Annotated in this window: 23 protein-coding genes; 12 read left to right on the top strand and 11 right to left on the bottom strand. The window is 65.9% G+C overall.

What is annotated here, in order from left to right:
* Nucleotides 1–91 precede the first annotated feature (91 nt).
* On the bottom strand, nucleotides 92–1369 hold the full coding sequence (frc, locus tag DY468_RS01415; RefSeq protein WP_164601691.1) for a formyl-CoA transferase: 1278 nt from the start codon (nucleotides 1367–1369) through the stop codon (nucleotides 92–94).
* 147 nt (nucleotides 1370–1516) lie between these two features.
* Nucleotides 1517–2248 carry a GntR family transcriptional regulator gene (locus DY468_RS01420; RefSeq protein ID WP_164601693.1) on the bottom strand — a complete coding sequence of 244 codons (732 nt, stop codon included), beginning with the start codon at nucleotides 2246–2248 and terminating at the stop codon, nucleotides 1517–1519.
* Nucleotides 2249–2585: 337 nt separating this feature from the next.
* On the opposite strand from DY468_RS01420, the gene pqqA reads away from it, so the two are divergent.
* From pqqA to pqqE, 5 genes are all read left to right on the top strand, one after another.
* A complete protein-coding gene (gene pqqA / locus DY468_RS01425; RefSeq protein WP_013503240.1) occupies nucleotides 2586–2666 on the top strand; it encodes a pyrroloquinoline quinone precursor peptide PqqA in 81 nt (26 codons plus the stop codon).
* Between the two features lie 112 nt (nucleotides 2667–2778).
* Nucleotides 2779–3705, top strand: a complete 927-nt coding sequence (pqqB, locus tag DY468_RS01430; RefSeq protein ID WP_164601695.1) for a pyrroloquinoline quinone biosynthesis protein PqqB — start codon at nucleotides 2779–2781, stop codon at nucleotides 3703–3705.
* A complete protein-coding gene (pqqC, locus tag DY468_RS01435; RefSeq protein WP_349644225.1) occupies nucleotides 3702–4466 on the top strand; it encodes a pyrroloquinoline-quinone synthase PqqC in 765 nt (254 codons plus the stop codon). Before pqqB ends, pqqC begins: the two co-directional genes overlap by 4 nt.
* A 4-nt stretch (nucleotides 4467–4470) precedes the next feature.
* On the top strand, nucleotides 4471–4779 hold the full coding sequence (pqqD, locus tag DY468_RS01440) for a pyrroloquinoline quinone biosynthesis peptide chaperone PqqD (RefSeq protein ID WP_164601699.1): 309 nt from the start codon (nucleotides 4471–4473) through the stop codon (nucleotides 4777–4779).
* Nucleotides 4776–5954: a pyrroloquinoline quinone biosynthesis protein PqqE gene (pqqE, locus tag DY468_RS01445; RefSeq protein ID WP_164601701.1), complete on the top strand. Its 1179-nt coding sequence runs from the start codon at nucleotides 4776–4778 to the stop codon at nucleotides 5952–5954. Before pqqD ends, pqqE begins: the two co-directional genes overlap by 4 nt.
* A 253-nt stretch (nucleotides 5955–6207) precedes the next feature.
* Here the strand turns inward: pqqE and DY468_RS01450 are convergent, their stop codons facing one another.
* From DY468_RS01450 to DY468_RS01460, 3 genes are read right to left on the bottom strand one after another with little or no spacing between them, the layout of a single operon-like run.
* Nucleotides 6208–7083, bottom strand: coding sequence for an efflux RND transporter periplasmic adaptor subunit (locus tag DY468_RS01450; protein ID WP_164601703.1), 876 nt, complete (start codon nucleotides 7081–7083; stop codon nucleotides 6208–6210).
* An 11-nt stretch (nucleotides 7084–7094) separates the two neighbouring features.
* Nucleotides 7095–7304, bottom strand: coding sequence for a DUF1656 domain-containing protein (locus DY468_RS01455; protein ID WP_011157507.1), 210 nt, complete (start codon nucleotides 7302–7304; stop codon nucleotides 7095–7097).
* Complete coding sequence (locus DY468_RS01460) at nucleotides 7304–9316, bottom strand: FUSC family protein (protein ID WP_164601704.1); 2013 nt, start codon at nucleotides 9314–9316, stop codon at nucleotides 7304–7306. Before DY468_RS01460 ends, DY468_RS01455 begins: the two co-directional genes overlap by 1 nt.
* A 162-nt stretch (nucleotides 9317–9478) precedes the next feature.
* Between DY468_RS01460 and DY468_RS01465 the strand changes: the two genes are divergently transcribed.
* Nucleotides 9479–10159: a TetR/AcrR family transcriptional regulator gene (locus tag DY468_RS01465; protein WP_164601706.1), complete on the top strand. Its 681-nt coding sequence runs from the start codon at nucleotides 9479–9481 to the stop codon at nucleotides 10157–10159.
* A 260-nt stretch (nucleotides 10160–10419) separates the two neighbouring features.
* Here the strand turns inward: DY468_RS01465 and DY468_RS01470 are convergent, their stop codons facing one another.
* The 4 genes from DY468_RS01470 to DY468_RS01485 all read right to left on the bottom strand — a co-directional run bounded on the left by DY468_RS01470 (nucleotide 10420) and on the right by DY468_RS01485 (nucleotide 15028).
* Nucleotides 10420–11529: an S-(hydroxymethyl)glutathione dehydrogenase/class III alcohol dehydrogenase gene (locus tag DY468_RS01470; RefSeq protein WP_164601708.1), complete on the bottom strand. Its 1110-nt coding sequence runs from the start codon at nucleotides 11527–11529 to the stop codon at nucleotides 10420–10422.
* A gap of 97 nt (nucleotides 11530–11626) precedes the next feature.
* Complete coding sequence (locus DY468_RS01475) at nucleotides 11627–13150, bottom strand: helicase HerA domain-containing protein (RefSeq protein ID WP_164601709.1); 1524 nt, start codon at nucleotides 13148–13150, stop codon at nucleotides 11627–11629.
* 125 nt (nucleotides 13151–13275) lie between these two features.
* Nucleotides 13276–14292: an LLM class flavin-dependent oxidoreductase gene (locus tag DY468_RS01480; RefSeq protein WP_164601711.1), complete on the bottom strand. Its 1017-nt coding sequence runs from the start codon at nucleotides 14290–14292 to the stop codon at nucleotides 13276–13278.
* A 112-nt stretch (nucleotides 14293–14404) separates the two neighbouring features.
* On the bottom strand, nucleotides 14405–15028 hold the full coding sequence (locus tag DY468_RS01485; RefSeq protein ID WP_164601713.1) for a TetR/AcrR family transcriptional regulator: 624 nt from the start codon (nucleotides 15026–15028) through the stop codon (nucleotides 14405–14407).
* A 78-nt stretch (nucleotides 15029–15106) separates the two neighbouring features.
* On the opposite strand from DY468_RS01485, the gene DY468_RS01490 reads away from it, so the two are divergent.
* Genes DY468_RS01490 through DY468_RS01515 form a run of 6 tightly spaced genes read left to right on the top strand, consistent with a single transcriptional unit; the run spans nucleotide 15107 to nucleotide 22427 of the window.
* Complete coding sequence (locus DY468_RS01490) at nucleotides 15107–16195, top strand: efflux RND transporter periplasmic adaptor subunit (RefSeq protein WP_164601715.1); 1089 nt, start codon at nucleotides 15107–15109, stop codon at nucleotides 16193–16195.
* Complete coding sequence (locus DY468_RS01495; RefSeq protein ID WP_164601717.1) at nucleotides 16192–17265, top strand: efflux RND transporter periplasmic adaptor subunit; 1074 nt, start codon at nucleotides 16192–16194, stop codon at nucleotides 17263–17265. The genes DY468_RS01490 and DY468_RS01495 overlap by 4 nt, the downstream gene beginning before the upstream one ends.
* Nucleotides 17262–20312 carry an efflux RND transporter permease subunit gene (locus DY468_RS01500; protein ID WP_164601718.1) on the top strand — a complete coding sequence of 1017 codons (3051 nt, stop codon included), beginning with the start codon at nucleotides 17262–17264 and terminating at the stop codon, nucleotides 20310–20312. Before DY468_RS01495 ends, DY468_RS01500 begins: the two co-directional genes overlap by 4 nt.
* A gap of 1 nt (nucleotide 20313) precedes the next feature.
* Complete coding sequence (locus tag DY468_RS01505; protein ID WP_164601720.1) at nucleotides 20314–20595, top strand: hypothetical protein; 282 nt, start codon at nucleotides 20314–20316, stop codon at nucleotides 20593–20595.
* 29 nt (nucleotides 20596–20624) lie between these two features.
* Nucleotides 20625–21821 (top strand): patatin-like phospholipase family protein, encoded by a 1197-nt coding sequence (locus tag DY468_RS01510; RefSeq protein WP_164601722.1) that lies wholly within the window; start codon nucleotides 20625–20627, stop codon nucleotides 21819–21821.
* Between the two features lie 48 nt (nucleotides 21822–21869).
* Entirely contained in the window at nucleotides 21870–22427 is a 558-nt protein-coding gene (locus DY468_RS01515; RefSeq protein WP_164601724.1) for a hypothetical protein, read from the top strand.
* Between the two features lie 21 nt (nucleotides 22428–22448).
* Here the strand turns inward: DY468_RS01515 and DY468_RS01520 are convergent, their stop codons facing one another.
* Together DY468_RS01520 and DY468_RS01525 are read right to left on the bottom strand one after the other, a co-directional pair.
* Nucleotides 22449–24440 carry an adenylate/guanylate cyclase domain-containing protein gene (locus DY468_RS01520; RefSeq protein ID WP_164601726.1) on the bottom strand — a complete coding sequence of 664 codons (1992 nt, stop codon included), beginning with the start codon at nucleotides 24438–24440 and terminating at the stop codon, nucleotides 22449–22451.
* A 318-nt stretch (nucleotides 24441–24758) separates the two neighbouring features.
* Complete coding sequence (locus DY468_RS01525) at nucleotides 24759–25424, bottom strand: TetR/AcrR family transcriptional regulator (protein WP_164601728.1); 666 nt, start codon at nucleotides 25422–25424, stop codon at nucleotides 24759–24761.
* Nucleotides 25425–25492 lie beyond the last annotated feature (68 nt).

The following is a 25492-nucleotide window of genomic DNA, read 5'->3' on the forward strand; positions in this document are numbered from 1 at the left end:
AGGGAAATAACAACCTGACTTGTTATGACATGCGGACGAGTTAGTCCGACCGCGCCCGTGGTGTTCGGGCGCGGCGAATGCGATGCAGCAATTACTCCGCCGCTTGCTTGCGCGGCGGAGCGGTCGCGCCGGAATCGTGGATCTCGGCGACGTGCGCGTCGCTGTAGCCGAGGACGTCACGCAGGATTTCGTCGGTGTGCTCGCCGAGCAGCGGCGAGCGCTTCACCTCGGTGGGGGAGTCCGACAGCTTGATCGGATTGCCGACCGACAGGTACTTGCCGCGGGCCGGGTGATCGACCTCGACGATGGTGCCGGTGGCGCGCAGCGACTGATCCTCGGCGATCTCCTTCATCGACAGGATCGGGCCGCAGGGGATGTCGTCGGCGTTGAGGATTTCCATGGCCTCGAACTTGGTCTTGGTCATGGTCCACTGCTCGATCCGGGCGAAGATCTCATTCAGCCGCGACAGCCGCGCCGGCGGCGTGGCGTAGTCCGGATGGGTCTTCCAGCCGGTCTCGCCGATCACGTCGCAGATCTTCTCCCACACCGGCGCCTGGGTGATGACGTAGATGTAGGCGTTGGGATCCTGCTCCCAGCCCTTGCACTTCAGGATCCGGCCGGGCTGGCCGCCGCCGGAATCGTTGCCGGCGCGCGGCACCGCTTCGCCGAATTCGATGCCTTCGCCGAATTGGCTGTATTCCTTCAGCGGGCCGTGGGCGAGGCGCTGCTGATCGCGCAGCTTGACGCGGCAGAGATTGAGCACGCCGTCCTGCATCGCGGCGGTGACGCGCTGGCCGCGGCCGGTGTGGTGGCGCTGATACAGCGCGGTGACGATGCCGAGCGCAAGATGCAGGCCGGTGCCGCTGTCGCCGATCTGCGCGCCGGTGACCAGCGGCAGGCCATCGCGGAAGCCGGTGGTCGAAGCGGCGCCGCCGGTGCACTGCGCGACGTTTTCGTACACCTTGCAGTCTTCATACGGGCCGGGACCGAAGCCCTTGATCGAGGCGACGATCATCCGCGGGTTGATCTCCTGGATCTTCTCCCAGGTGAAGCCCATGCGGTCGAGCACGCCCGGGCCGAAATTCTCCACCAGCACGTCGCAGGTGCGGATCAGCGCGGTCAGCACCTCCTTGCCCTTCGGGTTCTTGGTGTCGAGCGTGATCGACCGCTTGTTGTGGTTCAGCATGGTGAAATACAGGCTGTCCACTTTCGGGATGTCCTGCAGCTGACCGCGGGTGATGTCGCCGCTGCCAGGACGCTCGACCTTGATCACGTCGGCGCCGAACCACGCCAAGAGCTGCGTGCAGGTCGGGCCGGATTGGACATGGGTGAAGTCGAGAACGCGAACGCCGTCGAGCGCCTTGGTCATCTGGTTACTCCGTGGTGTTCAATGTCTTGTCGAGGTTAGTTCTCAGTTCGTCATTGCAATGAGCGAAGCTGCGAAGCAATCCAGCGGCCCGTGCTTGCGTCCTGGATTGCTTCGCCTTCGGCTCGCTATGACGTGGATAGGCGGTCGTCAGGCGAACAGCTCCTGGCCGTGAGTCTCGACGTAAGCTGCCAGCCGCAGCGTGTGATCGCGCGCCAGCTTCTCGGCGAGTTCGGTGTCGCGGGTTTCGAGCGCCTCGATCATCGCCAGATGCTCGGGCAGGGAGGCGGCGATGCGCTCCTTGCGGCCGATGGTGAGCTGGCGATAGCCGCGCACGTGGATCAAGATGTCGTTGGTCATGTCCACCAGCACCGGCGACTCGCTCAGCGAGATCAGCGTCTGGTGGAACACGATGTTGGCGCGCGAATACTCGTCGATGTGATCCTGCGGCAGCCGGTCGGCGCCGAACTCTTTGAACACGTCGCGCAGCGCCGCGATGTCGCGCTTGCGCGCCACGATGGTGATCAGCCGCGCCGCCATGCTCTCCAGCGCCGCCCAGGCGCGGATCATGTCGACGATCTCGGCTTTGGTCCGGCGCACCACGATGATGCCGCGGCGCGGCACCGCCTTCACCAGGCCTTCCTGTTCGAGCATCGCGATCGCTTCACGGATCGGCGTGCGGCTGACGCCGAGCTTGTCCGACAGCGCGCGCTCGTCGAGCATCACCGGCTCGGGCGTGGTGTAGATGTCCATTTTCAGGATCGCCTGCTTCAGCGCCTCATAGGCCTTGGTCTTGAAGCTGGTCTCCGGCGCGAGTCGCATGATGCCGAGCTCGGGCTCGGTGGGCGTCTCGTTCGGAGTGGGGCGGGCACGCGCGATCATGGAGTTCCTCTGGCGGCCCCGGGGCCACCGTTGCCTTGCTCTGGCATACCAGATGCCAAGCGGTCAAGGCGTTCTCAAGGCAGTTTGTGCGTTCGCGGAGTGTTCGCGGGACGTTCTGGCATGCCAAGCGCTGGGACTGCCGGGGGGCTGGCGACCACAGCGGCCGGGCGGTTTGGCGCGGTGAGGCGTGATTAGGCCCGGACGCACCGCCTTGGTCGGACGCCGCTTCACCGCGGAGTGATCGCTGCACCGCGCAACGCTGTTTGCTTGCGCGGGTTAGGAAGCAGACCTATCCTCACTCCATTGCGGCATCAGACCAGCAAATCGGGAGGACCTCATGGCCTGGAAGAAACCGGAAATCGTCGAGATCGCGGTCGGCATGGAAATCAACATGTACGCCTGCGCGGCGCGCAAGTAATCGAATCGCAGCTTCGTTGTGACGACGGCACACGGCGCGGCCGGCAGTCTCTGTCGGTCGCGACGGTGAGCGTTCGTGAGTCGTCGTTGAAGACTTGAGTGGAAGGCGGTCGATGCTGCGGGTGATCGTTCTCGGCGCCGCAGCCGGCGGCGGGGTGCCGCAGTGGAATTGCGGCTGTCCGGTCTGCCGCGCGGCCTTTGCCGATCCCGAACTTCGCCGTACCCAGGCGTCCGTGGCACTCAGTGCAGACGGCGCCCACTGGTTCCTGATCAACGCCGCCCCGGATTTACGCCAGCAGATCATCGCCACGCCGCACCTGCATCCGCGCGCCGACGCGCTGCGCCACAGCCCGATCGCCGGTGTGATCCTGACCAATGGCGAAGTCGATGCGGTCGCTGGCCTGTTGTCGATGCGCGAGGGCTCGCCGTTCACGATCTATGCACACGCCAAGGTGCTGGCGATCCTGAAGGCCAACAGCATCTTCAACGTGCTGAACGAAAAACTGGTGGCGCGACATCCGATTGCGGTCGATCAGCCGTTCGCCCTTCGGCTGCCGGACGGCGCGCCGTCCGGCCTCGAGGTGACCGCCTTTACGGTGCCTGGGAAGGGCGCGTGGTATCTTGAAGGCCAGACCCATCCCGGCGGTGCAGACGGCGAGGGCGATACGCTCGGCCTGACCATCACCGAGACAGCGGCAGGCCAGACGGTGCACGTGCTGACCGCGTGTGCGCGCGTTACCGACGATCTCAAGGCACGGCTCGCCGGCGCGCCGCTGGTTCTGTTCGACGGCACGGTGTGGCGCGACGACGAACTGATCGCGGCCGGCCTCGGCACCAAGACCGGACAGGCGATGGGACACATCGCGATGGCGGGCCACGATGGCGCGATCGCGGCGCTGGCCGATCTCGGCATCGGGCAAAAGCTGTTCGTCCATATCAACAATTCCAACCCGGCGCTGCTGACTCGCTCGGCCGAGCGCGGGCAGATCGAAGCGGCCGGCTGGCAGATCCCGGCGGACGGCACGGAGGTGACGCTGTGAATGCGATGACCGCGTTTTCGCTGAACGGCGCCGCGCCGCTCGCGAATGCCGATGAGCTGGAAGCGGCGCTGCGCCAGATCGGCGCCGCGCGCTATCACAATCTACATCCGTTTCATCGCCTGCTGCACGGCGGCAAGCTCAACAAAGGCCAGGTGCAGGCCTGGGCGCTGAATCGCTACTATTATCAGAGCTCGATCCCGATCAAGGACGCGGTGGTGATCTCGCGATTTCGCGACCGCGCCACCCGCGTCGAGTGGCGGCATCGCATCGAGGATCACGACGGCGATCTTGGTAGCGAAGGCGGCATCGAGCGCTGGCTGAAACTGACCGAAGGGCTCGGCCTCGACAGCGCTTATGTCGAGTCCACCCAAGGCATTCTGCCGGCGACACGGTTTGCGGTGGACGCCTATGTGCATTTTGTTCGCGACCGCACACCGCTGGAAGCGATCGCATCGTCGCTCACCGAATTGTTCGCGCCCAATCTGCACGAGGAGCGCATCTCCGGGATGCTGGCGCATTACGACTTCGTCAACCCAGAGATCATGAGCTACTTCAAGCGCCGCCTGGAGCAGGCGCCGCGCGATGCCGACTTTGCGCTGACTTACGTCAAGCAGCACGCCACCACCCCGGCCGAGCGCGAGGCGGTGTGCAACGCGCTGATCTTCAAGACCAACGTGCTGTGGGCGCAGCTTGACGCGCTGCATCACGCCTATGTCGATGGCCACATCCCGCCCGGCGCGTTCGTGCCGCAAGGGTCTTGAGCCGATGGCGCCGCGCCGCATCAGCGTCAGCGAGGCGAGCCGCCCGGTGCTGCCGCGGCACGCCCGTCTGAAGTTCGACGATACAAGGCAGCGCTGGGTAATCCTGGCGCCGGAGCGGGTGCTGGCGCCGGACGAGATCGCGGTCGAAATCCTGCAGCTCTGCGACGGCGCGCGCGATGTGGCGGCGATCATCGATGCGCTGGCGGCGAAGTACGCCGCGGGCCGCGCCGAGATCGGCCGCGACGTGATCGCGATGCTGCAGGATCTCGCCGACAAGGGCTTTCTCACCGAGGCGCGGGAGACCGCGCCGTGACCGAGACTGCTACCAGCGTTGCGACGACCGATGGCATCGCCGTGCTGGAGAAGCCCGGCAGCGTCGCCGAGACCTTCGGCATTCCGCTCGCCGTGCTGCTGGAGCTGACGCATCGCTGCCCGCTGCAATGCCCGTATTGCTCCAATCCGCTGGAGCTGGAGCGGGGCGGGGCGGAGCTGTCGACCGACGAGTGGAAGCGGGTGCTCAGCGAACTTGCGAGCATCGGCGTGCTGCAGGTGCATTTCTCCGGCGGCGAGCCGACCGCGCGCAAGGATCTGGTCGAGCTGGTGCGTCACGCCACCGAGGTCGGGCTCTACACCAATTTGATCACCTCCGCGGTGCTGCTGAGCCGCGAGCGGCTGGCGGCGCTGGCCGATGCCGGGCTCGCGCATGTGCAGATCAGTTTTCAGGGCAGCGAGGCAGAGATCGCCGACCGCGTCGCCGGCTTTGCCGGCGGGCACGCCAAGAAACTCGAGGTGGCGCGCTGGACCCGCGAGCTCGATCTGCCACTCACCGTCAATGCGGTGATGCACCGGCAGAACCTGCACCTGCTGCCCGACATCATCGAGATGGCGGTGCAGCTCGACGCCGACCGGCTCGAAGTCGCAAATGTGCAGTATTACGGCTGGGCGCTGAAAAACCGCGCCGCACTGATGCCGACATTACAGCAGATCGAGGATTGCACCGCGACGGTCGAGGCGGCACGCGAGCGGCTGAAAGGCGTGCTGGCGATCGACTATGTGATTCCGGACTACTACGCGGCGCGGCCGAAGAAATGCATGGGTGGCTGGGGCCGGCAATTCTTCAATATCTCACCGAGCGGCAAGGTGCTGCCGTGCCATGCGGCCGAAACCATCACTGGGCTCGACTTTCCGTCCGTTAGGGGTGGCGCGTCGATCGCCGAGATCTGGCGGAACGCCGAGGCGTTCAATCGCTATCGCGGCACCGGATGGATGCAGCGGCCCTGCGCCAGCTGCGCCTTCAAGGAGATTGATTTCGGCGGCTGCCGCTGTCAGGCCTTCGCGCTGGCCGGCGATGCCGCCGCGACCGACCCAGCCTGCGCGCTATCGCCGCTGCACGAGCGCATCTTCAAGACTGCAGAAGCGGAGGCCGCGTCCGGCAGCGATCGCTTCCTGTATCGCAATTTTGCCGGTGGCACGGTCGAGGGCGAGTAGCGCAGCCTCTTTTTCGTCATTCCGGGGCGCTCACGCAGTGAGCGAGCCCGGAATCTTCACCACAAGTACAATCCATCCTTTGTCATTCCGGGGCGCGCGCAGTGCGAGCCCGGAATCCATAACCACCGGCTTTTGTTTTTTGGCAGAGCTTCGCCGCCGCCGTGCGTCACCGCGAGTCCAGGGACTATGGATTCCGGACTTGCACGCAAGAGCGCGCAATCCGGAATGACGGAAGATAGGTCGTGCAGCGCGGTCAGCCGCCGCGGCGCTCGATCACCACGGTGGCGGTGCGGCCGACCACGAGGCGGACGTCGGGCGGCACCTGATCGAGCGCGATGCGCACCGGGATGCGTTGCGCCAGCCGCACCCAGTTGAAGGTCGGGTTGACGTTCGGCAGCAGCTTGGCGCCGGCACTGCGGTCACGATCCTCGATGCCGCCGGCGATGCTCTGAACGTGACCATAAAGCGGGCTGCGCTCGCCCATCAGCCGGACTTCGGCATGGTCGCCGACCTTGATCGACGGCAGTTTCGTTTCCTCGAAGTAACCATCGACGTGCAGGGTCGCCTGATCGATCAGCGCCGCAACGCCGCTGCCGGCGTTGACATAGGCGCCCGGCCGAAGATCGAAATTGGTGATCAGCCCGCCGACCTGAGCGCGGACCTCGGAGCGGTCGAGGTTGAGCTTGGCGAGGTCGCGATCGGCGATTGCCTGATGCAGCGCAGCTTGGGCCTCGGCCTGGGTGGCGGTGACCTGCTCGCGCTTCTGCTCGGTGACGGCGTCGCTGCTGAGATTGCGATAGCGCGCCAGATCCTTGTTGGCGGCGTCGAGTGCGGCGACGCGGCCTTCGACCGCGGCTTCGGCCTGACGCAGCGCCAGAGTGAAGCGCTCGCGATCGATCCGGAACAGGATGTCGCCTTTCTTCACCACCTGGTTGTCGACGACCAGCACCTCGGAGACCAGGCCGGAGACGTCCGGCGCCACCGCGACGACGTCGGCGCGAACCCGGCCGTCGCGGGTCCACGGCTCGATCTCGTAGTGCACCCACAGCCGCCAGCCGATCAGTGCGGCGACCAGCACGCCGAGCGTGGTGACGCTGAGGCGGACGAGCAGAAGCGGAGTTTTTCCCATGGCTGGCCCTTTCATTGCGGCCACCCCGAAACCAGACCGAGAGCGACGAACACGATGACGACGAAGATGGTGAGATTGAACAAGGTGTGATGCCAGACGAGGTGATAGAAGTTGAGCCACACCAGCAGGCGCGACACCAGGCTGGTGAGAATGAAGGCCGCGGCGGCGCAGATCAGGATGGTCGGCACGAACACGCCGAGGATGTTGAGTTCAGCAGTCATCAGGCGGCCTCCTGAAGGGTGAGGCGCGGCGGCTTCGCGGTCGGAAACAGGCAGCGGCGCAGGCCGACGAGGCCGAGCACCGCGCGCCGCGCCGTGCCGCTCGGCTCGTCGCGCACCGCGGCGAGGGCGCGGTCGAGGGTTCGGAGCAGTCCGGACGGCGGCGCTATCGAAGCCGACGCGTAGTGCCGCTCCAGCCGGATCAGCAGCAGCTCGAGCCGGCGACGGGCGCCGCGCGACAGCTCAAGCCGCGCCCGATGCAGGTCGAGAATGTTGAAGCCGGCGCGCAGCTCGCGCAGCGCTTCCGGCATGGTGTGGCCGGCGGCGGCGGCGCGGGGCGCCAGCAGCATCATGCGGTCGATCATCAGGCCCGCGACGCTGGCGCGCTGGTTCTCGCTGCTGATATCGGCGGCCTGCGCCAGCGTGGCGCGGTTCGCGTTGATCAGGCGCAGCGCGCTCCATTCGGCGCCGACCGGCCGCAGCACCGCGGTGACCAGCGCGGCGAGGCCGGTGCCGGTGACCACCGCCACAGTCGAGTTCAGGAAGCTCGCGGTATCGAAGGTGTACATCTCCTGCAGCGCGATCAGACTGCCGGTGTTGACGGCGAGGCCGAGGCCGATCGGATAGGTCGCGGGCGCGCCCATCAGCACGCCGTACAGAATGAAGGCGGGCGCCAGCACCAGCGCCAGACTCTCGAAATTGTGCACCGCCGGCAGGATCAGCAGCAGATAGGCGGCCGCAGCAAAAGCGGCCACGATGGTCCACTTGGTCAGACCGACGATCGACGGATACGGATCGTCGCGCGCGGCGAACAGGCTGGTGCCGACCGTCGCCATCATCGCGGCGGTGCCGCCGGCCGGCCAGGCGCACACGATCCAGAAGGTGCAGCAGGTGATCACGGTGAACAGCGTGACGAACGCGGCGAGCAGCGCCATGCCGTGGTCCTGATGCTTCACCACCGCGACATGCTGTTCGATCGGATAGTGCAAGGGCGCATCGAGCGTGGTGGCATTTCCGGTGGTCGCCGTCGCCAGCGCGATACAGTCGGATTGGATGTTAAGCAGATCCCGAAGCCGCATCAGCAGTCCGAGTTCGAGCAGGTCGCGCCACGCGGCGCGATGCGGGTGCCGATCGATCTCGGCCTGAACGTCGGTGAGCAGCGCATCGCGGACCGCGGCGTCACCGGGCTCGTCGCCTTCCATCCAGACGCGGGTGCGCTCCACCAGTGCCGCGACCGGGGCCGAAGGGCCGCCCAGCGGCTGCAACTCGTCGAGGCGATCGGCGACCGACGACATCACCGGCAACAACAGCAGCATGCGCGGCTGCAACTGCTTGATCCAACGTGTCGCGCTCTGGTCGAGATTTGTGTCGTAGCTGAGGAAGGTGACGAGGTTTTCGATGTCGGCGGAGTCGGCGGCGACCTGCAGACGATGGGTTTCTGCCGCCGGGCTCTTGTTCAGGCTGACGGCGTCGCGGACGCTGGCATGGGCGTGCTTGAACCACGCCTTGACGCGCTGCGCCGCGAGCGGGCCGACCGAGCGTGGAAACACCACGCTGGAGACCACGGCGGCGCAGGTGATGCCGAGCACGATCTCCTCGGTCCGCGCCAGCGCGATGTCGAAGATCTGGTTCGGCGTATCGACAGTCGGAAATCCGATCAGCGCGGTGGTGTAGCCCGCCAGCATCGCCACGTAGCTGCGCGGCGAGCGGTCGAGCACCGACACGTAGATGCACAGCGCCGACCATAGCGCGATCGCGAGCACCAGCAGCGGCGGCGCGCCGGCAAGATTAGGAACGATCGCCACGGCGACGCAGGCGCCTATCAACGTGCCGAGGACGCGGAACACAGCCTTCGACCGCGTCGTGCCGGAGAGCGGATGCGAGGTGATGTAGACCGTCGCCACCGCCCAATACGGCCGCGGCAGATCGAGCCACAGCCCGATCGCCATCGCCAGCATCGCAGCGGCGAACGTCTTGAACGCAAACAGCCATTGCTGCTCGTCGGGCAGCGACATCGGCGGAAATCCTAGATTCCGAAAGGAGGGGTGCGCGGCGCCTTCTCGGGTGAAAAGGGCTGGTATCTGGCGCGACCTTTACATAAATGACCATGGGGTCATTTTATGTCAAGATGACGACCCGCGAGAATTATGCCGAGCTTCATCGTTCAGGACGCGACCATGCCTAAGTCCAAACAGACGTCCGCAAAAACGCTGACCAGCAATGCGGCGGCTCGTTCCAAACGGGTCGCGCGCGGGCCGAGCCCGGACAAGACCGCGCAAACCAAAGCGAGCATCGTGCGGGCGGCACTCGCGGAGTTTCTCGACAAGGGTTTTGCCGATGCCACCATCGCCAGCGTGGCGCAGCGCGCCGGCGTCGCCAAGGGCACGCCGTATCGTTACTTCGCCACCAAGGAAGCGCTGTTCGCCGGCGTGGTGCAGCAGGAGCTGGTCGGCGCGCTCGGCGAGATCCTGGAGGAGAGGCGCGGGCGCGACGAGAGCGTGCAGGCGTTCCTGCGCCGGACGCTGCTGATCACGCTCGGCGAGATCGAGCGCAAGGGGCGGGCGGCGATCGCGCGGCTGGTGATCGTCGAGGGCGTGCGGTTTCCGGCGCTGGTCGAGATCTATCGCCGCGAGATGTTCGATCCGGTGCTCGACCAGATCAAACGGTTGGCGCCGGTGGCGCGCCGGCGCGGCGAACTGCCCGATGATCGGTTGATACGCCACCCGCATTTGCTGATCGCGCCGGTGTGGATGGGCATTCTCAACAACCAGCTGATCGATCGCGACCACCCGGTCGACATCGCGGGGCTGTTCGAGGCACAGCTCGAACTGATGTTTTCCGGCGAGGCAGGGCGGTGAGGGACGAAGAGGACTTTGGCCGCTTTCGTCCCAGGAGAGCCAGACGTCGTGAGTTCGGGCTGGCCGCAAGACAATGGCTCCGTCATTGCGAGGAGCGAAGCGACGAAGCAATCCAGCTCAGTGCATCGAGCCACTGGATTGCTTCGCGGAGCCTGTCATCGGGCCGGCCAGAGGCCGGACCCGTTGGCTCGCAATGACGTGGAAGCTGTTCGCCCTTTCGCTAGATATCCGGGGCCGCTTCGATCAGGTGATGAAAGGCTCTAGAACACCACCACCGACCTGATCGACTTGCCTTCGTGCATCAGATCAAAACCCTTGTTGATCTCTTCGAGCTTCAGCACGTGGGTGATCATCGGGTCGATTTCGATCTTGCCGTTCATGTACCAGTCGACGATCTTCGGCACGTCGGTGCGGCCGCGGGCGCCGCCGAAGGCGCTGCCCTTCCAGACGCGGCCGGTGACGAGCTGGAACGGGCGGGTCGAGATTTCCTTGCCGGCTTCGGCGACGCCGATTACCACCGAGACGCCCCAGCCGCGATGGCACGCTTCCAGTGCTTGGCGCATCACATTGGTGTTGCCGGTGCAGTCGAACGTGTAGTCGGCGCCGCCGTCGGTGAGCCCGACGAGATGCTGGACGATGTCGCCGTCGATTTTCTTCGGGTTGACGAAATGTGTCATGCCGAAGCGGCGGCCCCATTCTTCCTTGTCGTCATTGATGTCGACGCCCACGATCTTGTCGGCACCGACCATCCTGGCGCCCTGGATCACGTTGAGGCCGATGCCGCCGAGGCCGAACACCACGACGTTGGAGCCGGGCGTGACCTTGGCGGTGTTGACCACCGCGCCGACGCCGGTGGTGACGCCGCAGCCGATGTAGCAGCTCTTGTCGAACGGCGCGTCCTCGCGAATCTTGGCGAGTGCGATCTCCGGCAGAACGGTGAAGTTCGAGAACGTCGAGCAGCCCATGTAGTGATAGATGGTCTGGCCCTTGTAGCTGAACCGCGAGGTGCCGTCCGGCATCAGGCCCTTGCCCTGGGTGGCGCGGATCGCGGTGCAGAGATTGGTCTTCTGGCTCAGGCAGCTTTTGCACTGCCGGCATTCCGGCGTGTACAGCGGGATGACGTGATCGCCCGGCTTCACCGAGGTGACGCCGGCGCCGACTTCGCGCACGATGCCCGCGCCTTCGTGGCCGAGGATCGACGGGAAGATGCCTTCGCTATCGAAGCCGTCGAGCGTGTAGGCGTCGGTGTGGCAGATGCCGGTGGCCTTGATCTCGACCAGCACCTCGCCGGCCTTCGGCCCTTCGAGATCCAGCTCGACGATTTCGAGCGGCTTCTTGGCCTCGAACGCAACGGCGGCCCGTGTCTTCATGGCGATCCTCCTGGCATCGGCGAAACTGCGATTGCCTCTCGTATCGCAAATCGGCGCGCCGACTTGAACCGTTTTCTAGGCGGTAGGGCGACGGGGCTCACGCCGAGGCGGCGCGCGGTTCGTCTTCGATCGGCAGATCGTCCGGCGCGTTGGGATCGCCGGGGGCGGTGGCCCAGGCGAGTTCGACCAGCGTCACGGTGCGGCGGCCGGCACCGTCGAACTGGCAGACGATCAGGCCTTGTTCTTCGATGTAGGTCAGGAGGCGCCGGGCGCGGCGCAGCGAGTGGGTGCCGTAGGCCCGCGCGATCGCGGCGTCGCCGGGGCAGGGCCAGCCTTCCTTGGCGGCGCGGGCGATGATCATGAACACGCCCTGCATATCGTCGGGCAGGGTCGAGGCGCGCAGCGTCACGTCCTGCCACGCATCGTCGGCGGCCATTTCGGTGGTGAGGCCGGCGCGGGCGTGGGTCAGCATCCGGCGAAATTCGGTCATGTCCGGGATCGCGGTGGCGAGGCCTTCGATCCGGCAGCGCACCACGAACTCCTGATACAGCACGCCGATGGCGCGGAAGCCGGCATCCGGCTCGGCCAGGATCGCGCGCAGGATGCGGTCGAGCCGATCGCGGCGCTCGGCGATCTGCTCGTCGCTGAGCGGCGGCGCCTCGGGCTCTGGCGTGGTGTCGATCGCGACCGACTTCGCCGCCATCAACTGGCTGAGCAGATCCGGCGCTGGGGCGCGGCGCTGCGGCCGCGTTGCCGTGGTCTCCGGCGGCGGCGCTGCGAGGATCACGGCGCGCGCATCTTCCAAGCCCGCTTCCGGCAGCGGCATCAGGCGCGGCGTCGAGTTGCGTGGATGGGTTTCGGTCGGCCCGATCCGCAAGCCGAGCGGCCGGCGCGACAGTGCGGGCCCAAGCGCCATGAACTGGCCGCGCTCGAGATCGCGAAACGCTTCGGCCTGCCGCCGCTCCATGCCGAGCAGATCGGCGGCGCGGGCCATGTCGATGTCGAGGAAGGTGCGGCCCATCAGGAAGTTCGAGGCTTCGGCCGCGACGTTCTTGGCGAGCTTGGCGAGGCGCTGGGTGGCGATGACGCCGGCCAGGCCGCGCTTGCGGCCGCGGCACATCAGATTGGTCATCGCGCCGAGCGACAGTTTGCGCGCTTCGTCGGACACTTCGCCGGCGACGGCGGGCGCGAACAGTTGCGCTTCGTCGACCACCACCAACATCGGATACCAATGGTCGCGCGCGGTGTTGAACATGCCGTCGAGATACGCCGCCGCGCGGCGCATCTGGTTCTCGGCGTCCAGGCCTTCGAGATTGAGCACCGCCGAGACGCGGTGGATGCGGGCGCGCTCGCCGGCAACCTGCAGGCCGCGCTCGGTGTGGTCTTCGGCGTTGATGACGAGATGGCCGAATCGCTCCGCCAGCGTGACGAAGTCGCCTTCGGGATCGATGATCGCCTGCTGCACCCAGGGCGCGCTCTGCTCAAGGAGGCGGCGCAGCAGATGCGACTTGCCCGAGCCGGAATTGCCCTGCACCAACAGCCGCGTCGCCAGCAGTTCCTCGAGATCGAGAGCCGCGGTTGCGCCTGAATTGGTTTGCCCCATTTCGATCGCAACGGTCATGGCTCGGCCCGAGGTCTCCTTTCGCGAGCAGGGGGCTTAACAACCTGGGCGCGCCGCGTCGAGCACCCGCGGCGGTTCCGCAGGTGTTATGCACGCACATCAGCGTTGCGGACGCACCGTGCGAATCAGCGCCAGCCGAGCGCCGGCGCGATGTGGGTGAGGATGGCCTCGATCACATGGGCGTTGTAATCGACGCTGAGCTGATTGGGGATCGTCAGCAACAGCGTATCGGCTTCGGCGAGCGCTTCGTCGGCTTTGAGCTGTTCGATCAGCGCGTCGGGCTCGGCCGCGTAAGACCGGCCGAAGATCGCGCGGGTCTGTTCGTCGAGATAGCCGATCTGATCCTGCTGGTGGCCTTCGCGGCCGAAATAGGCGCGGTCGCGGTCGTCGACCAGCGGGAAGATGCTGCGGCTGACCGAAACGCGCGGCGTGCGGGTGTGGCCGGCTTGTTTCCACGCGTCGCGATAGGCGCGGATCTGCGCCGCCTGCTGAACGTGAAACGGCTCGCCGGTCTCGTCGTTCTTCAGCGTCGAACTCTGCAGATTCATGCCGAGCTTGGCGGCCCACACCGCGGTGGCGTTGGAGCCGGCGCCCCACCAGATCCGGTCACGCAGGCCTTCCGAATACGGCTCGAGCCGCAGCAGTCCGGGCGGGTTTGGAAACATCGGCCGCGGATTGGGCTGCGCGAAGCCCTGGCCGCGCAAGAGGTCGAGCAGCACTTCGGCGTGGCGGCGGCCCATGTCGGCGTCGCTTTCGCCCTCGGCCGGCTGATAGCCGAAATAGCGCCAGCCATCGATCACCTGCTCGGGCGAGCCGCGGCTGATGCCGAGCTGCAGCCGGCCGCCGGCGATCAGATCGGCGGCGCCGGCGTCCTCGGCCATGTACAGCGGATTCTCGTAGCGCATGTCGATCACGGCTGTGCCGATCTCGATGCGTTTGGTTCTGGCGCCGATGGCGGCGAGCAACGGGAAGGGCGAGGCGAGTTGCCGGGCGAAATGGTGCACGCGAACGTAGGCGCCATCGGCGCCGAGCTGTTCGGCGGCCTGCGCCAGATCGATGGTCTCCAGCAGCGCATCGGCGGCCGAACGCGTGCGTGACTGCGGCGACCAATGGCCGAACGAGAGAAAACCGATCTTCTTCATGGAGACAGCCCTGACGATGTGAAGGCTGTAGATAGTGCGCCTGCCGCCTCAGAAAAGCCTCCGAGCAAGCATGGCTTGGATGGATCATCACACGCGTGTCGCGCGTGATGCGTCAATCTTTCGCCAGGCCGCGCAGCAGCAGATCGACGCTGGCTTCGGTGAAGGCGACGAAATCGAACTCCTTGCGGGAGCCAAACAGCAGCGACCACAGGCTGAGCAGCAACGCGGGACTCATCACGATCTCGGTGAAGCCTGCGGCGGGCGCATTGCGGAATTCGCCGGCGGCGACGCCCTGGTCGATAACTGCCCTGAACTGATCGATGATCGGCGCGACGAATTCCTCGTAGTGACGGTCGACCAGATCGGGAAAGCGGCCGCCTTCGGCGATCAGGAAGCGCAGGATTTCGCGCGACTCGCGGTTCTCCGCAATGTGGCCATAGGTGAAGGCGATCAAGCCGCGCAGCCGTTCGGTGGCCGAGCCGGGGAGGGTGAGCGCGTAGTCCTTCAGGCCCGGCAGAAACGAGTGCGATTTGTGCCGGACCATCTCTTCGAACACCCGCTCCTTGGTGTCGAAGTAAAAATAGATCGTGCCCTTGGTCACGCCTGCGCGCGCGGCGACGTCTTCCAGCCGAGTGGCCGAATAGCCGTGCAGCACAAACTCCTCGAACGCGGCGTCGAGGATTTCCGAGGGGCGCTCGGCTTTGCGTCGGGCGCGTTTGGTCACGGCAGGCGGCATGGGGCGAACTCCTGCTGGTACTTTTACTATTGACTTTCTAGTCAGTCAATAATATTGCACTGCAATGCTCTTGATCGAATGGGCGAATTCCTGATGCTTTGGCTCAGACCCGTGGTGCTGCTGATGGTTGCCGCCTCCCTGGCGGGGTGCGGCGAGGAGGCCAGGCGGGAACGCCCGGTGACGCTGGTGAAGACCGAGGTGGTCCATACCCAGCCCCGCAGCACCGTGATCCGGCTGACCGGTGACGTTCAGGCGCGTGTCTCCACCGAATTGTCGTTCCGGGTCAGTGGCCGGGTGGTCGAGCGGCTGGTCGACGTCGGTGCTCACGTCAACGCCGGCGATCTGCTCGCGCGGCTCGATCCGACCGAACAGCGCGCCGATCTGGTCGGCGCCCAGGCGGCGCTGACGGCCGCCGAAGCCCAGCTCCGTCTCGCCACCGCGACCTACGAACGCCAGAAGACGTTGATGGCGTCCGGCTTCACCACCCGCGTCGCCTATGATCAGGCGCAGGAGGGGCTGCGCGCGGCCGAAGGTTCGGTCGACACCGCCAAGGCGCAACTCGGCATCGCCAAGGATGCGCTCGGCTATACCGAACTGCGCGCCAGCGCCGCCGGCATCATCACCGCACGCAACGTCGAGGTCGGGCAGGTCGCGCAGTCCGCGCAGTCGGCCTACACGCTGGCCGAAGACGGCGCCCGCGACGCGGTGTTCGACGTCTATGAGGCGATCTTCCTGATCCCGGTCGGCAGCGACACCATCAAGCTGTCGCTGGTGTCGAATCCTGCGGTCACGGCGCTCGCCAAGCCGCGCGAGATTTCGCCGACCGTCGATCCGAAGACCGGTTCGGTTCGCGTCAAACTGTCGATCGAAAACCCGCCGCCCGAGATGACACTCGGGAGTGTCGTGGTCGGCGAAGGCTACAGCCGGGCAGTCGACAAGATCGTGCTGCCGTGGAGCGCGCTGACCGCCGACCAGAGCGGCTCAGCGGTGTGGGTGGTCGATCCGAAGACGCATCAGGTTGTCCTGAAAAGCGTGGCCGTCGAACGCTACGAGACCAACTCGATCGTGATCGGACGAGGCTTGTCGGTCGGCGACCGCGTCGTGGTCGATGGCGGCAAGATGCTGCGGCCCGGGCAGGTCGTCGCCGAAGCGGGAGGCGCCGCATGAGCGCGCCACGGATCGTTGCGGTGATCGCGGCAGCGCTGCTCGTCGCTGGCTGCGAAGACAAGTCGGAGACCAAGCCGGTGATCCGGCCGGTGCTGTCGACGGTGATCGCGCCGCTGCAGGCGACCAATCTGGCCGTCGTCGGCACCGTCGAGCCGCAGTTCAAGACCGACTACGGCTTTCGCATGCTCGGCCGGCTGATCGCCCGTCCGGTCAATATCGGCGACGTCGTCGAGAAGGGCCAGACGCTGGCGGCGGTCGATCCGTTCGCGGCCGAACTCGCGGTGCGCTCGGCGCAGGCCGATCTGGCGACCGCGCAGGCGCAGCTCGTCAACGCCAGCGGCACCGCCAACCGGCAACGCGCGCTGATCGAGACCGGCGCCACCACCAAGGCGACGCTCGACAGCGCCGAGCAGGGCGACGCCGCCGCGCAGGCTGCGGTGGTCCGCGCCCAGTCGGCGCTGACCAAGGCGCGCGAGCAACTGAGCTACACCAAGATCGAGGCGCAGTATGCCGGCGTCGTCACCGCGGTCGGCGCGCAGGTCGGTCAGGTGGTCAATCCCGGCCAGATGGTCGCGACCGTCGCTCGGCCCGACATTCGTGAGGCGGTGATCGACGTCGCCGAAGATCTGGTCGGCATGCTGAAGATCGGCACGCCGCTCACCGTGGCGCTGCAGCTCGATCCGCGCGTTCGGGTCGACGGCAAGGTGCGCGAGATCGCGCCGCAGGCCGATCAGGTCACCCGCGCGCGGCGTGTTCGCATCACGCTGGACAATCCGCCCGAGACGTTCCGGCTCGGCACCACGATCACCACGCTGATCCCCGGCAAGCCGAGCCGCGGCTTCCGCCTGCCGGCGACCGCGATCCTGCGCGAGGGCGATCAGGCCAGCGTGTGGATGATCGACACCGCCAAGGGATCGGTCGCTAAGCGCAGCGTGCAGGTCGCGCCGAGCGACAACGGCACAGTTCTGGTCACCGATGGACTCGAGGCCGGCATGCGGATCGTCACCGCCGGCGTCCATCATCTGCAGGAAGGCCAAATGGTCCGGTTCGAACGGGAAGTCACGCCGTGAAGTCGTTCAATCTCTCAGACTGGGCGCTGCAGCACCGTTCGCTGGTCTGGTACTTCATGATCGCCTTCATGGCGGCCGGTCTGTTTTCGTATCTCGACCTCGGCCGCGAGGAAGACCCTGCGTTCACCATCAAGACCATGGTGATCCAGGCGAAGTGGCCCGGCGCCTCGGCCGAGGAGACCACCCGGCAGGTCACCGACCGGATCGAAAAGAAGCTCGAGGAACTGGAGTCGCTGGACTACACCAAGAGCATCACCACGGCCGGCGAGACCACGGTGTTCGTCAATCTGCGCGACACCACCAAGGCGCGCGACGTGCAGCCCACCTGGGTGCGCGTGCGCAACATGATCAACGACATCAAGGGCGACTTCCCGCAGGGCGTGGTCGGCCCCGCCTTCAACGATCGCTTCGGCGACGTGTTCGGCAACATCTACGCGTTCACCAGCGACGGCCTGACCCAGCGCCAGCTCCGCGACAAGGTCGAGGAAGTGCGCGCCAAGGTGCTGCAGGTGCCGAATGTCGGCCGCGTCGACATCGTCGGCGCGCAGGACGAAGTGATCTATCTCGAATTCTCCCCGCGCAAGGTGGCGGCGCTCGGCCTCGATCAGCGCACCATCGTCAGCTCGCTGCAGGCGCAGAACGCGATCACGCCATCGGGCGTGCTGCAGGCCGGGCCGGAGCGGATCGCCGTCCGGGTCAGCGGCCAGTTCACCTCGGAAGAAAGCCTCAAGGCGATCAATCTGCGGGTCAACGACCGGTTTTTTCCGCTGACGGACGTCGCCACCGTCCGCCGCGGCTATGTCGATCCGCCGACCTCGCTGTTCCGCTTCAACGGCGAGCCGGCGATCGCGCTGACCATCGGCATGAAAGCCGGCGCCAACCTGCTGCAGTTCGGTGAGGCGCTGAAGGAGGAGATGAAGCGGATCTCCGCCGATCTGCCGGTCGGCGCCGAAGTGCATCTGGTGTCGGACCAGCCGCAGATCGTCGACGAGGCGGTGTCCGGCTTCACCCGGGCGCTGTTCGAGGCGGTGGCGATCGTGCTGGTGATCAGCTTCATCAGCCTCGGCATGCGCGCCGGCCTGGTGGTCGCGATCTCGATCCCGCTGGTGCTGGCGATCACCTTCATGGTGATGTCCTATTCGGGGATCTCGCTGCAGCGGATTTCGCTCGGCGCGCTGATCATCGCGCTCGGCCTCTTGGTCGACGACGCGATGATCGCGGTCGAGATGATGGTGGCGCGGCTGGAGGTCGGCGACTCGCTCTCCAAAGCGGCGACCCACGTCTACACCTCGACGGCGTTTCCGATGCTGACCGGCACGCTGGTCACGGTGGCGGGATTCATTCCGATCGGTCTCAACAACAGCGCGGCGGGCGAATTCACCTTCACGCTGTTCGTGGTGATCGCGGTGTCGCTGCTGACGTCCTGGATCGTCGCGGTGCTGTTCACGCCGCTGCTCGGCGTCACCATCCTGCCGGACAAGATGAAGCAGCATCACGAGACCAAGGGGCGGTTCGGCACGATGTTCAGCCGGACGCTCGGCTTCTGTATGCAGCATCGCTGGCTGACGATCGGCCTGACGCTGGGGGCTTTCGCGCTGTCGCTGGTTGGCATGGGCTTCGTGCAGCAGCAGTTCTTCCCGAATTCCGACCGCAAGGAACTGATCGTCGACTGGAACCTGCCGCAGAACAGTTCGATCGCGGAGACCAATGCGCAGATGGCCAAGTTCGAGCGCGAGGCGCTGGCGGGGCGGCCGGGGATCGATCATTGGTCGACCTATGTGGGCCAGGGCGCGCCGCGCTTCGTGCTGTCGTTCGATGTCGAGCCCTCCACCGCGACCTTCGGTCAGATGGTGATCGTGACCAAGAGTCTGGAAGACCGCGACCGGCTGCGGCCGGAGCTGCAGGCTTACTTGCGCAAAACCTTCCCGGGCACCGACGCTCTGGTGAAACTGCTCGACATCGGGCCGCCCGTGGGACGGCCGGTTCAATACCGCGTCAGCGGACCGGACATCGCCAAGGTGCGCGGCTTCGCGCAGCAGCTCGCCGGCGAGGTCGCGGCCAATCCGCATCTCGGCGAAGTGGTGTTCGACTGGATGGAGCCGGCGCGGGTGATCAAAGTCGACGTGCTGCAGGACAAGGCACGGCAGCTCGGCGTCACCTCCGAAGACATCGCTTCGACCCTCAACGGCATCCTCGACGGTGCGACCATCACCCAGGTGCGTGACGACATTTACCTGATCAACGTGGTGGGCCGCGCCAACGACGCCGAGCGTGGCTCGATCGAGACGCTGCGCAATCTGCAATTGTCCGGGGGGAGCGGCCAGACCGTGCCGCTCGCCGCGGTGGCGACATTCCGCTACGAGCTGGAGCAACCGACGATCTGGCGCCGGTCTCGGCTGCCGACCGTGACGGTGAAAGCCAGCGTCGTCGACGAGGTCCAGCCGGCGACGGTGGTGGAGCAGCTGAAGCACTCGGTCGGCGAGTTCACCGCCAAGCTGCCGGTCGGCTATTCGGTCACCGTCGGCGGCGCGGTCGAAGAGAGCGGCAAGTCGCAGGCGCCGATCGTCGCGGTGGTGCCGATCATGCTGTTCGTGATGGCCACCGTGCTGATGATCCAGCTGCAGAGCTTCCAGCGGTTGTTCCTGGTGTTCGCGGTGGCGCCGCTGGCGCTGATCGGCGTGGTTGCGGCGCTGCTGCCGAGCCGTGCGCCGCTCGGCTTCGTCGCCATCCTCGGCGTGCTGGCGCTGATCGGCATCCTGATCCGGAACTCGGTGATCCTGATCGTGCAGATCGAGCAGCTCCGCAGCGAGGGACGGCCACCTTGGGATGCGGTGGTGGAAGCGACCGAGCACCGGATGCGGCCGATCATGCTGACGGCGGCGGCGGCCAGCCTGGCGCTGATCCCTATCGCACGCGAAGTGTTCTGGGGACCGATGGCTTACGCGATGATGGGCGGCATCATCGTCGGCACGGTGCTCACCCTGTTGTTCCTGCCAGCGCTGTACATCGCGTGGTTCCGCATCAAGGCGCCGACACAAGAGGCTTAGGATGGCCAGTTCAAGTCAAACACCACCCGATCTTCCGCTGTGCCGCGGCGACCGCGTTCGGATGAGTCCGCTCGGCCGCGAGCGGCATCCACTCTACGGTAACCGAGAGGGGGTAATCGTCGGGCAGGGCTCGCCGAGCAGTTGGCGGGTGAAGTTCGATGATCGCAAGACCGTTCAGGCGATCCATCAGGACTATCTCGAACGTGCCGGGGGGCCGGGACAACGTTTCGACACTGTCGATGTGCAGAGCGGTTCGCTGGCCGGCGCGCTGTCGGCTCCTTGAGTTCAGTTCTCGATCTGGCGGGTGCCCTGATGCCGCGTGTGCTGCGTTTCTTCATCGTGCTGTGGGTGTTGGCGTCGAGCGGTTGGCTCGCCGGGTGCGCCACCGTGCCCCGCGTGCAGTACACTGCCGCCGAAGCCGCCCAGGCCAGGGTGCTCGATCGCGACGACCTGCGCCAGTACGCCGATGATCCGCCGGCTGCATTCCGCGAAGAGCGATTGGGCAGCGGACCGCGGAACTATCTGGCGCTGTCGGGTGGCGGTGCCGATGGGGCTTACGGAGCCGGCGTCTTGGCTGGCTGGAGCGCGGCCGGCAACCGGCCGTCGTTCTCGATCGTCTCCGGAGTCAGCACCGGCGCGCTGATTGCGCCGTTCGCGTTTCTCGGCCCGAGCTACGACGAAACGCTGCGCCAGCTCTACACCAGCGGGATCGCCGCGAGCCTGCTGGAAGATCCCAACCCGCTCAACGCGATCTTCGGTTCCGGCCTGTTCGGCAATCAGCGGCTGCGCGAACTGGTGGCGCGCTACATCGATGCGCAGTTCGTCTCGGACGTGGCCGACCAATACGCCAAGGGGCGGCTGCTGTTCGTCGTCACCACCAATCTCGACTCGCAGCGCTCAGTGATCTGGAACATGGGCCGGATCGCCTCACTGCGGACGCCGGCCAGCCTCGAGCTGTTCCGCAACGTGGTGGCGGCCTCGGCCAGTATCCCGGCGGTGTTCCCGCCGATGCTGGTCACCGCCGAAGCGGCGAACGGCGCCACGTTTCAGGAGATGCACGTCGACGGCGGCGTGATGTCGCCGGTGCTGACACTGCCGGAAGCCTATCTGCTGCGCAGCGCCTCCGGGGCCAAAGCGCTGAACCTGCAGCTCTACATTCTGATGAACAACAAGATCGAGCCGGAATTCCAGGTGGTTCGCGACCGGACGCTCGACATCGCCGCACGCGCGTCGTCGACCATGATCAAGGCGCAGACCCGGTCGATCCTCTACAGCACCTACGCGGTGGCCCGGCGCAACAAATATGGCTTCCATCTGAGCTATATCGAAAGCGACCGGCCGCCGTCGCCGGCCGGTTTCGACACCCCCTATATGCGGGCGTTGTACCAATACGGTTACGACCGTGCCCGCAGCGGCCGTGCCTGGTCGAGTGCGCCGCCATCCGACGATGCTCCGCCGGCTCCGATGGCGAAGCAGACCGAGGCGCAACGCGTCGCGGGCGCCCGCTGACGGCGCGCTGTCGGACGTGGGGCTTTGCGTTGGGTGGGGGAGACGACGATGCCGGCAAACCGGTTTGCAACCGCGGTCACCGCGGCTGTCCTGTTGCTGTGCCCGGCCACGGCTGCATGGTCCGACCGCGGCGGTGAGACAGCCGATCCGCCACCGGCGGTGAGCTCAGGCGACGAGCCGACCGGTTCACTGACGATCGCCCCAGGCAGCGGCGCGGATTTGATCCGGTCGGTGGAGAAGAGGCTGCCCGGCGCGCGGGTCTACGACCTCAATCTGAGCGACGACGGCGCCGCTCCGTACTTCGAGGTCAAAGCGGTCCGCGGCGGCGAGGTGTTGACCACGATCATCGATGCCGCCACCCGCAAGATTTTGCGCACGCAGGCCGAGATGCGGACCTCCGATCTGGCGCCCGAGACCCAGCGCGAACTCGCAGGCTTCGGGAAAGCCCGGATGAGACTTTCGGAAGCGGTGGCGGTCGCCGAGAAGCTCGGCCGCGGTCGCGCGGTCAGCGCGGGGCTGCATCTGAACGACGACAAGCTGGTATTCGTCGTGGTGGTGGTGGCGGATGGCGCGCTCAAGGAAATCACCGTGGCGCCCGACCGGTAGCGCCGAGCTGCCAGCCGCTGGTCAGCTCCTGTCGAGATCTTCCACCACTTTCGTCAGGGTCTGTCTGACCTCGGCACGGTCCGCCGTGCCGGTGTCGATGAACAGTTGCATCCCCGGCAATTCCTTGCGGATCACTTCGGTCGAAGCGGCCGCCTTCAAGCCGCGCACCGCATAGGATCGCAAGGGCTCGTCGAAGCCTTTCACGGTGAGAGCCGGGCGTTCCTCGGCGTCGATCAGGTCGTTGACCAACGACCAGGTCGCGTGCGAGATCAGGATCGAACCGGGCTCGCAGCTCTGTTCGAGCCGCGAGGTCAGATTCACGGCGCCGCCGACGATGGTGTAGTCCATCCGATCCGGGCTGCCGAAGTTCCCGACGGTGCAGAAGCCGGTGTTGATGCCGATGCGGACCTGGAATGGACGCTCGGCGCCGGTGTCGATCCACTCCATTTCGAGCTGTCTCAGCTTCGCCTGCATTTCGATCGCCATCATCACGCAAGCGACCGCGTCCTCCTTGACGCCGCGGCTCTCCGGATCGCCGAAGAAGGCGAGCACGGCGTCGCCGACGTATTTGTCGATGGTGGCTCCGTGCTTGAGCGCGATCTGCGCCATTTCGGCGAGATAGCGGTTGAGCATCGCGGTGAGATCTTCCGACTCCAGCTTGTCGGTGGTGGCGGTGAAGTTGGCGATGTCGGACAGGAAGATCGTCAGCTTCTTGCGCTTGGAAGCGATCTCGGCGACCTGATGGCCGCTGAAGATCGAGGAGTAGACCTGCGGCGACAGATACTTCGACAGCGCCGCCGACAACCCTTCGAGACTGCGGTTGCGGGTCTCCAGTTCCTCGGTGCGCTGCTTCACCATCGAGTCGAGATATTCTTCGCGCGCGGCGACCTGTCCGGCCATGCCGGTAAACACCCGTGCGAGCTGGCCGAGCTCGTCGCTGCGCTCCGCTACAGGAGCGAGCTGCGCCGGATCGAACTTCTGCGTTTCCAGTGCGGCAGCGGCGCGGGTGATCTGGCGCAGCGGCGCCGACTGATAACGGGCGACGCCGATCGACAGCAGAATGCCGAGTGCGGCGATCGCGGACGCGGTCGCTGCGGCGATCTCGACCTGGTTCTGCACCGTGGCCCACACCCGGTTCATCGGCAGGCGAACCAGGGCGGCACCGACGATCTCCTTCTGATCGTTGCGCACCGGCGCGATGACGCTCAGATTCTCGCGGCTCTCGACATGGCGGACCTGACCGTCGGCGATCACCAAGCGGACCGGGCCGAGTTCGGCCTCGTTGGGACCGTCGCGTCGGTTGGTCGCTCCGTAAACGCCGGGACCGACCAGCGCGTCGAGTTTCCGGTCGAACACCCACACCGCGTCGATATCGCGGTCTGCCAGCAGGTTCTGGACCGTGCGCGGCAAGCCGATCTTCATCGTCAGCTGCTGCAGGAATTTTGCGTCGCGCCCGACCTGGATGATGCGCGGCTTGTCGACGCCGCCGACGCCGACATATTTGAAATGCTGATTGTCGATGTCGCGCTTGCGGGCGTCCTGTTCGACCACCTTCTTCTTGCCGGTGAGCAGATCATAGAAGGCATAGGCCTGCGGCTGGAGCTGCGGCGAATTGCTGAAGGTGAAATCGACGTCCGGCAGGCTGTGCAGATAAGCGTGGCCTTTCTGGTCGGTGATCCAGATCTCGTCGAGCGTGGTCTGGTCGGTAATCGACTGGAGTCGGCGATTGATTTCGTCCGGTGTCATCCCGGCGCGTTCGGCTGCTTCCACGAAATGCCCGAGCAGGGTGCCTTCCGCCGCCATTTCTCCGGCGATGATGCCTTCGACCTCGGTGGGGATCGATGCGGCGAGGCTGGCGCTGCGCGCCAGCAGCCGCGCGACCTTTTCTCCCGACGCCTCGGCTTCCGTGATGATCGCGCGCCGTGTGGTCCAGGTCAGCAGGGCCGCGGTCACGAGCGTGGCGCCGACCGTCAGCACCGTGACCAGCAGGACCAATCGTGTGGTGAATTTCATGGAAGAACCTGTGCTTGCCGCCCAAAGGACGGTGTCGCGATGCGGAGAGACGCGGAGCGCTTGGCGGTAGCCGCGAGGCGGCTGGCTCATGCTGCGACGAGGGAACTATCGTCAGGGACTGATCGCGCTGTCAACAGACCGCGCTCGGCACCTCGCGAGCATTGCGGTCCGTCAAACAAATGAGGTGTCTGAGTGATTAGCGGCTTGGTCGAAAGGCGAGGGAGGCGGAACGCCGGCCGGAGGCAAGCGCCCGCCTGACCGCCGCGAACATCACCGATCCGGGGCGGAGTTGCCGACAGGAGCGCTTTGCGATGGGTCTTACGGAGCGGTGATGGCTCGCGATGTCGAGGACGCCGACGCGGTGTAGTATCGGACGAACATATCGATACTGGCGCGGACCAGAGCTCGACTCTGCTCTGTGGACTTTGGCGAAAGAGCGAGGGCGCTCCTCAACTCCATGTCTCCGCTGACCAGAAAGATGAATTGTTCGGCTGCAGCTTCCAGGTTCGGGATCTGCAGTTTGCCGGCCTCGCAGAGCCTTTGCAGGTAAGCAGAGGTGTCGCGGATTGCGGCTCCCGGGCCTTCTTCGAAGAAGATCTGCGCAAGGCGCGGAAAACGCACTGCGACAGGTACGATGATCCTGTAGAGGGCAGGCGCGTCGTTCTCGGTGAAAATCGACCGCAGGTTGTTCGCCAACTTCTCCAATTCGTCTGCCCAAGCCTCCGCGTCTGGGTCCGGCCGATACAAACTGGCGCCGATCGCCTGGCATTCGAACCGGATCAACGCTGCGAACAGATCCTCTTTGTTCTCGAAATGCGCGTAGAGCGTTGCCTTCGACACCGCGGCCTGGCGTGCGATCGCGTCCATCGACGAGGCGTCAAAGCCGGAGTCCAGAAACACAACTCGCGCCGCGTCCAATATCTGCTGGGCCTTGGGACGCATCTGCCGGGCCGTACTTGCTCGGTCCGAAGCGGCAATGCTCATTGCGTTCCCTCTACGAAATTGAACTGAACGGTTTGGTTCATATTGACTCCCTGATCAGGTCCGTCCTA

Origin of the sequence: Rhodopseudomonas sp. BR0M22 (genome assembly GCF_010907035.1) — a bacterium.
Lineage (GTDB): Bacteria > Pseudomonadota > Alphaproteobacteria > Rhizobiales > Xanthobacteraceae > Rhodopseudomonas.

Excerpts from the sequence above, each read along its gene's own strand:
- DY468_RS01475 (WP_164601709.1), bottom strand. The coding sequence starts at position 13,150 with ATGACCGTTGCGATCGAAATGGGGCAAACCAATTCAGGCGCAACCGCG.
- DY468_RS01450 (WP_164601703.1), bottom strand. The coding sequence starts at position 7,083 with ATGGGAAAAACTCCGCTTCTGCTCGTCCGCCTCAGCGTCACCACGCTC.
- DY468_RS01470 (WP_164601708.1), bottom strand. The coding sequence starts at position 11,529 with ATGAAGACACGGGCCGCCGTTGCGTTCGAGGCCAAGAAGCCGCTCGAA.
- DY468_RS01520 (WP_164601726.1), bottom strand. The coding sequence starts at position 24,440 with ATGAAATTCACCACACGATTGGTCCTGCTGGTCACGGTGCTGACGGTC.
- DY468_RS01455 (WP_011157507.1), bottom strand. The coding sequence starts at position 7,304 with ATGACTGCTGAACTCAACATCCTCGGCGTGTTCGTGCCGACCATCCTG.
- DY468_RS01420 (WP_164601693.1), bottom strand. The coding sequence starts at position 2,248 with ATGATCGCGCGTGCCCGCCCCACTCCGAACGAGACGCCCACCGAGCCC.
- DY468_RS01495 (WP_164601717.1), top strand. The coding sequence starts at position 16,192 with ATGAGCGCGCCACGGATCGTTGCGGTGATCGCGGCAGCGCTGCTCGTC.
- pqqA (WP_013503240.1), top strand. The coding sequence starts at position 2,586 with ATGGCCTGGAAGAAACCGGAAATCGTCGAGATCGCGGTCGGCATGGAA.
- pqqD (WP_164601699.1), top strand. The coding sequence starts at position 4,471 with ATGGCGCCGCGCCGCATCAGCGTCAGCGAGGCGAGCCGCCCGGTGCTG.
- DY468_RS01460 (WP_164601704.1), bottom strand. The coding sequence starts at position 9,316 with ATGTCGCTGCCCGACGAGCAGCAATGGCTGTTTGCGTTCAAGACGTTC.
- DY468_RS01490 (WP_164601715.1), top strand. The coding sequence starts at position 15,107 with ATGGGCGAATTCCTGATGCTTTGGCTCAGACCCGTGGTGCTGCTGATG.
- DY468_RS01525 (WP_164601728.1), bottom strand. The coding sequence starts at position 25,424 with ATGAGCATTGCCGCTTCGGACCGAGCAAGTACGGCCCGGCAGATGCGT.
- DY468_RS01510 (WP_164601722.1), top strand. The coding sequence starts at position 20,625 with ATGCCGCGTGTGCTGCGTTTCTTCATCGTGCTGTGGGTGTTGGCGTCG.
- DY468_RS01480 (WP_164601711.1), bottom strand. The coding sequence starts at position 14,292 with ATGAAGAAGATCGGTTTTCTCTCGTTCGGCCATTGGTCGCCGCAGTCA.
- pqqB (WP_164601695.1), top strand. The coding sequence starts at position 2,779 with ATGCTGCGGGTGATCGTTCTCGGCGCCGCAGCCGGCGGCGGGGTGCCG.
- DY468_RS01485 (WP_164601713.1), bottom strand. The coding sequence starts at position 15,028 with ATGCCGCCTGCCGTGACCAAACGCGCCCGACGCAAAGCCGAGCGCCCC.
- DY468_RS01505 (WP_164601720.1), top strand. The coding sequence starts at position 20,314 with ATGGCCAGTTCAAGTCAAACACCACCCGATCTTCCGCTGTGCCGCGGC.
- DY468_RS01515 (WP_164601724.1), top strand. The coding sequence starts at position 21,870 with ATGCCGGCAAACCGGTTTGCAACCGCGGTCACCGCGGCTGTCCTGTTG.
- frc (WP_164601691.1), bottom strand. The coding sequence starts at position 1,369 with ATGACCAAGGCGCTCGACGGCGTTCGCGTTCTCGACTTCACCCATGTC.
- DY468_RS01465 (WP_164601706.1), top strand. The coding sequence starts at position 9,479 with ATGCCTAAGTCCAAACAGACGTCCGCAAAAACGCTGACCAGCAATGCG.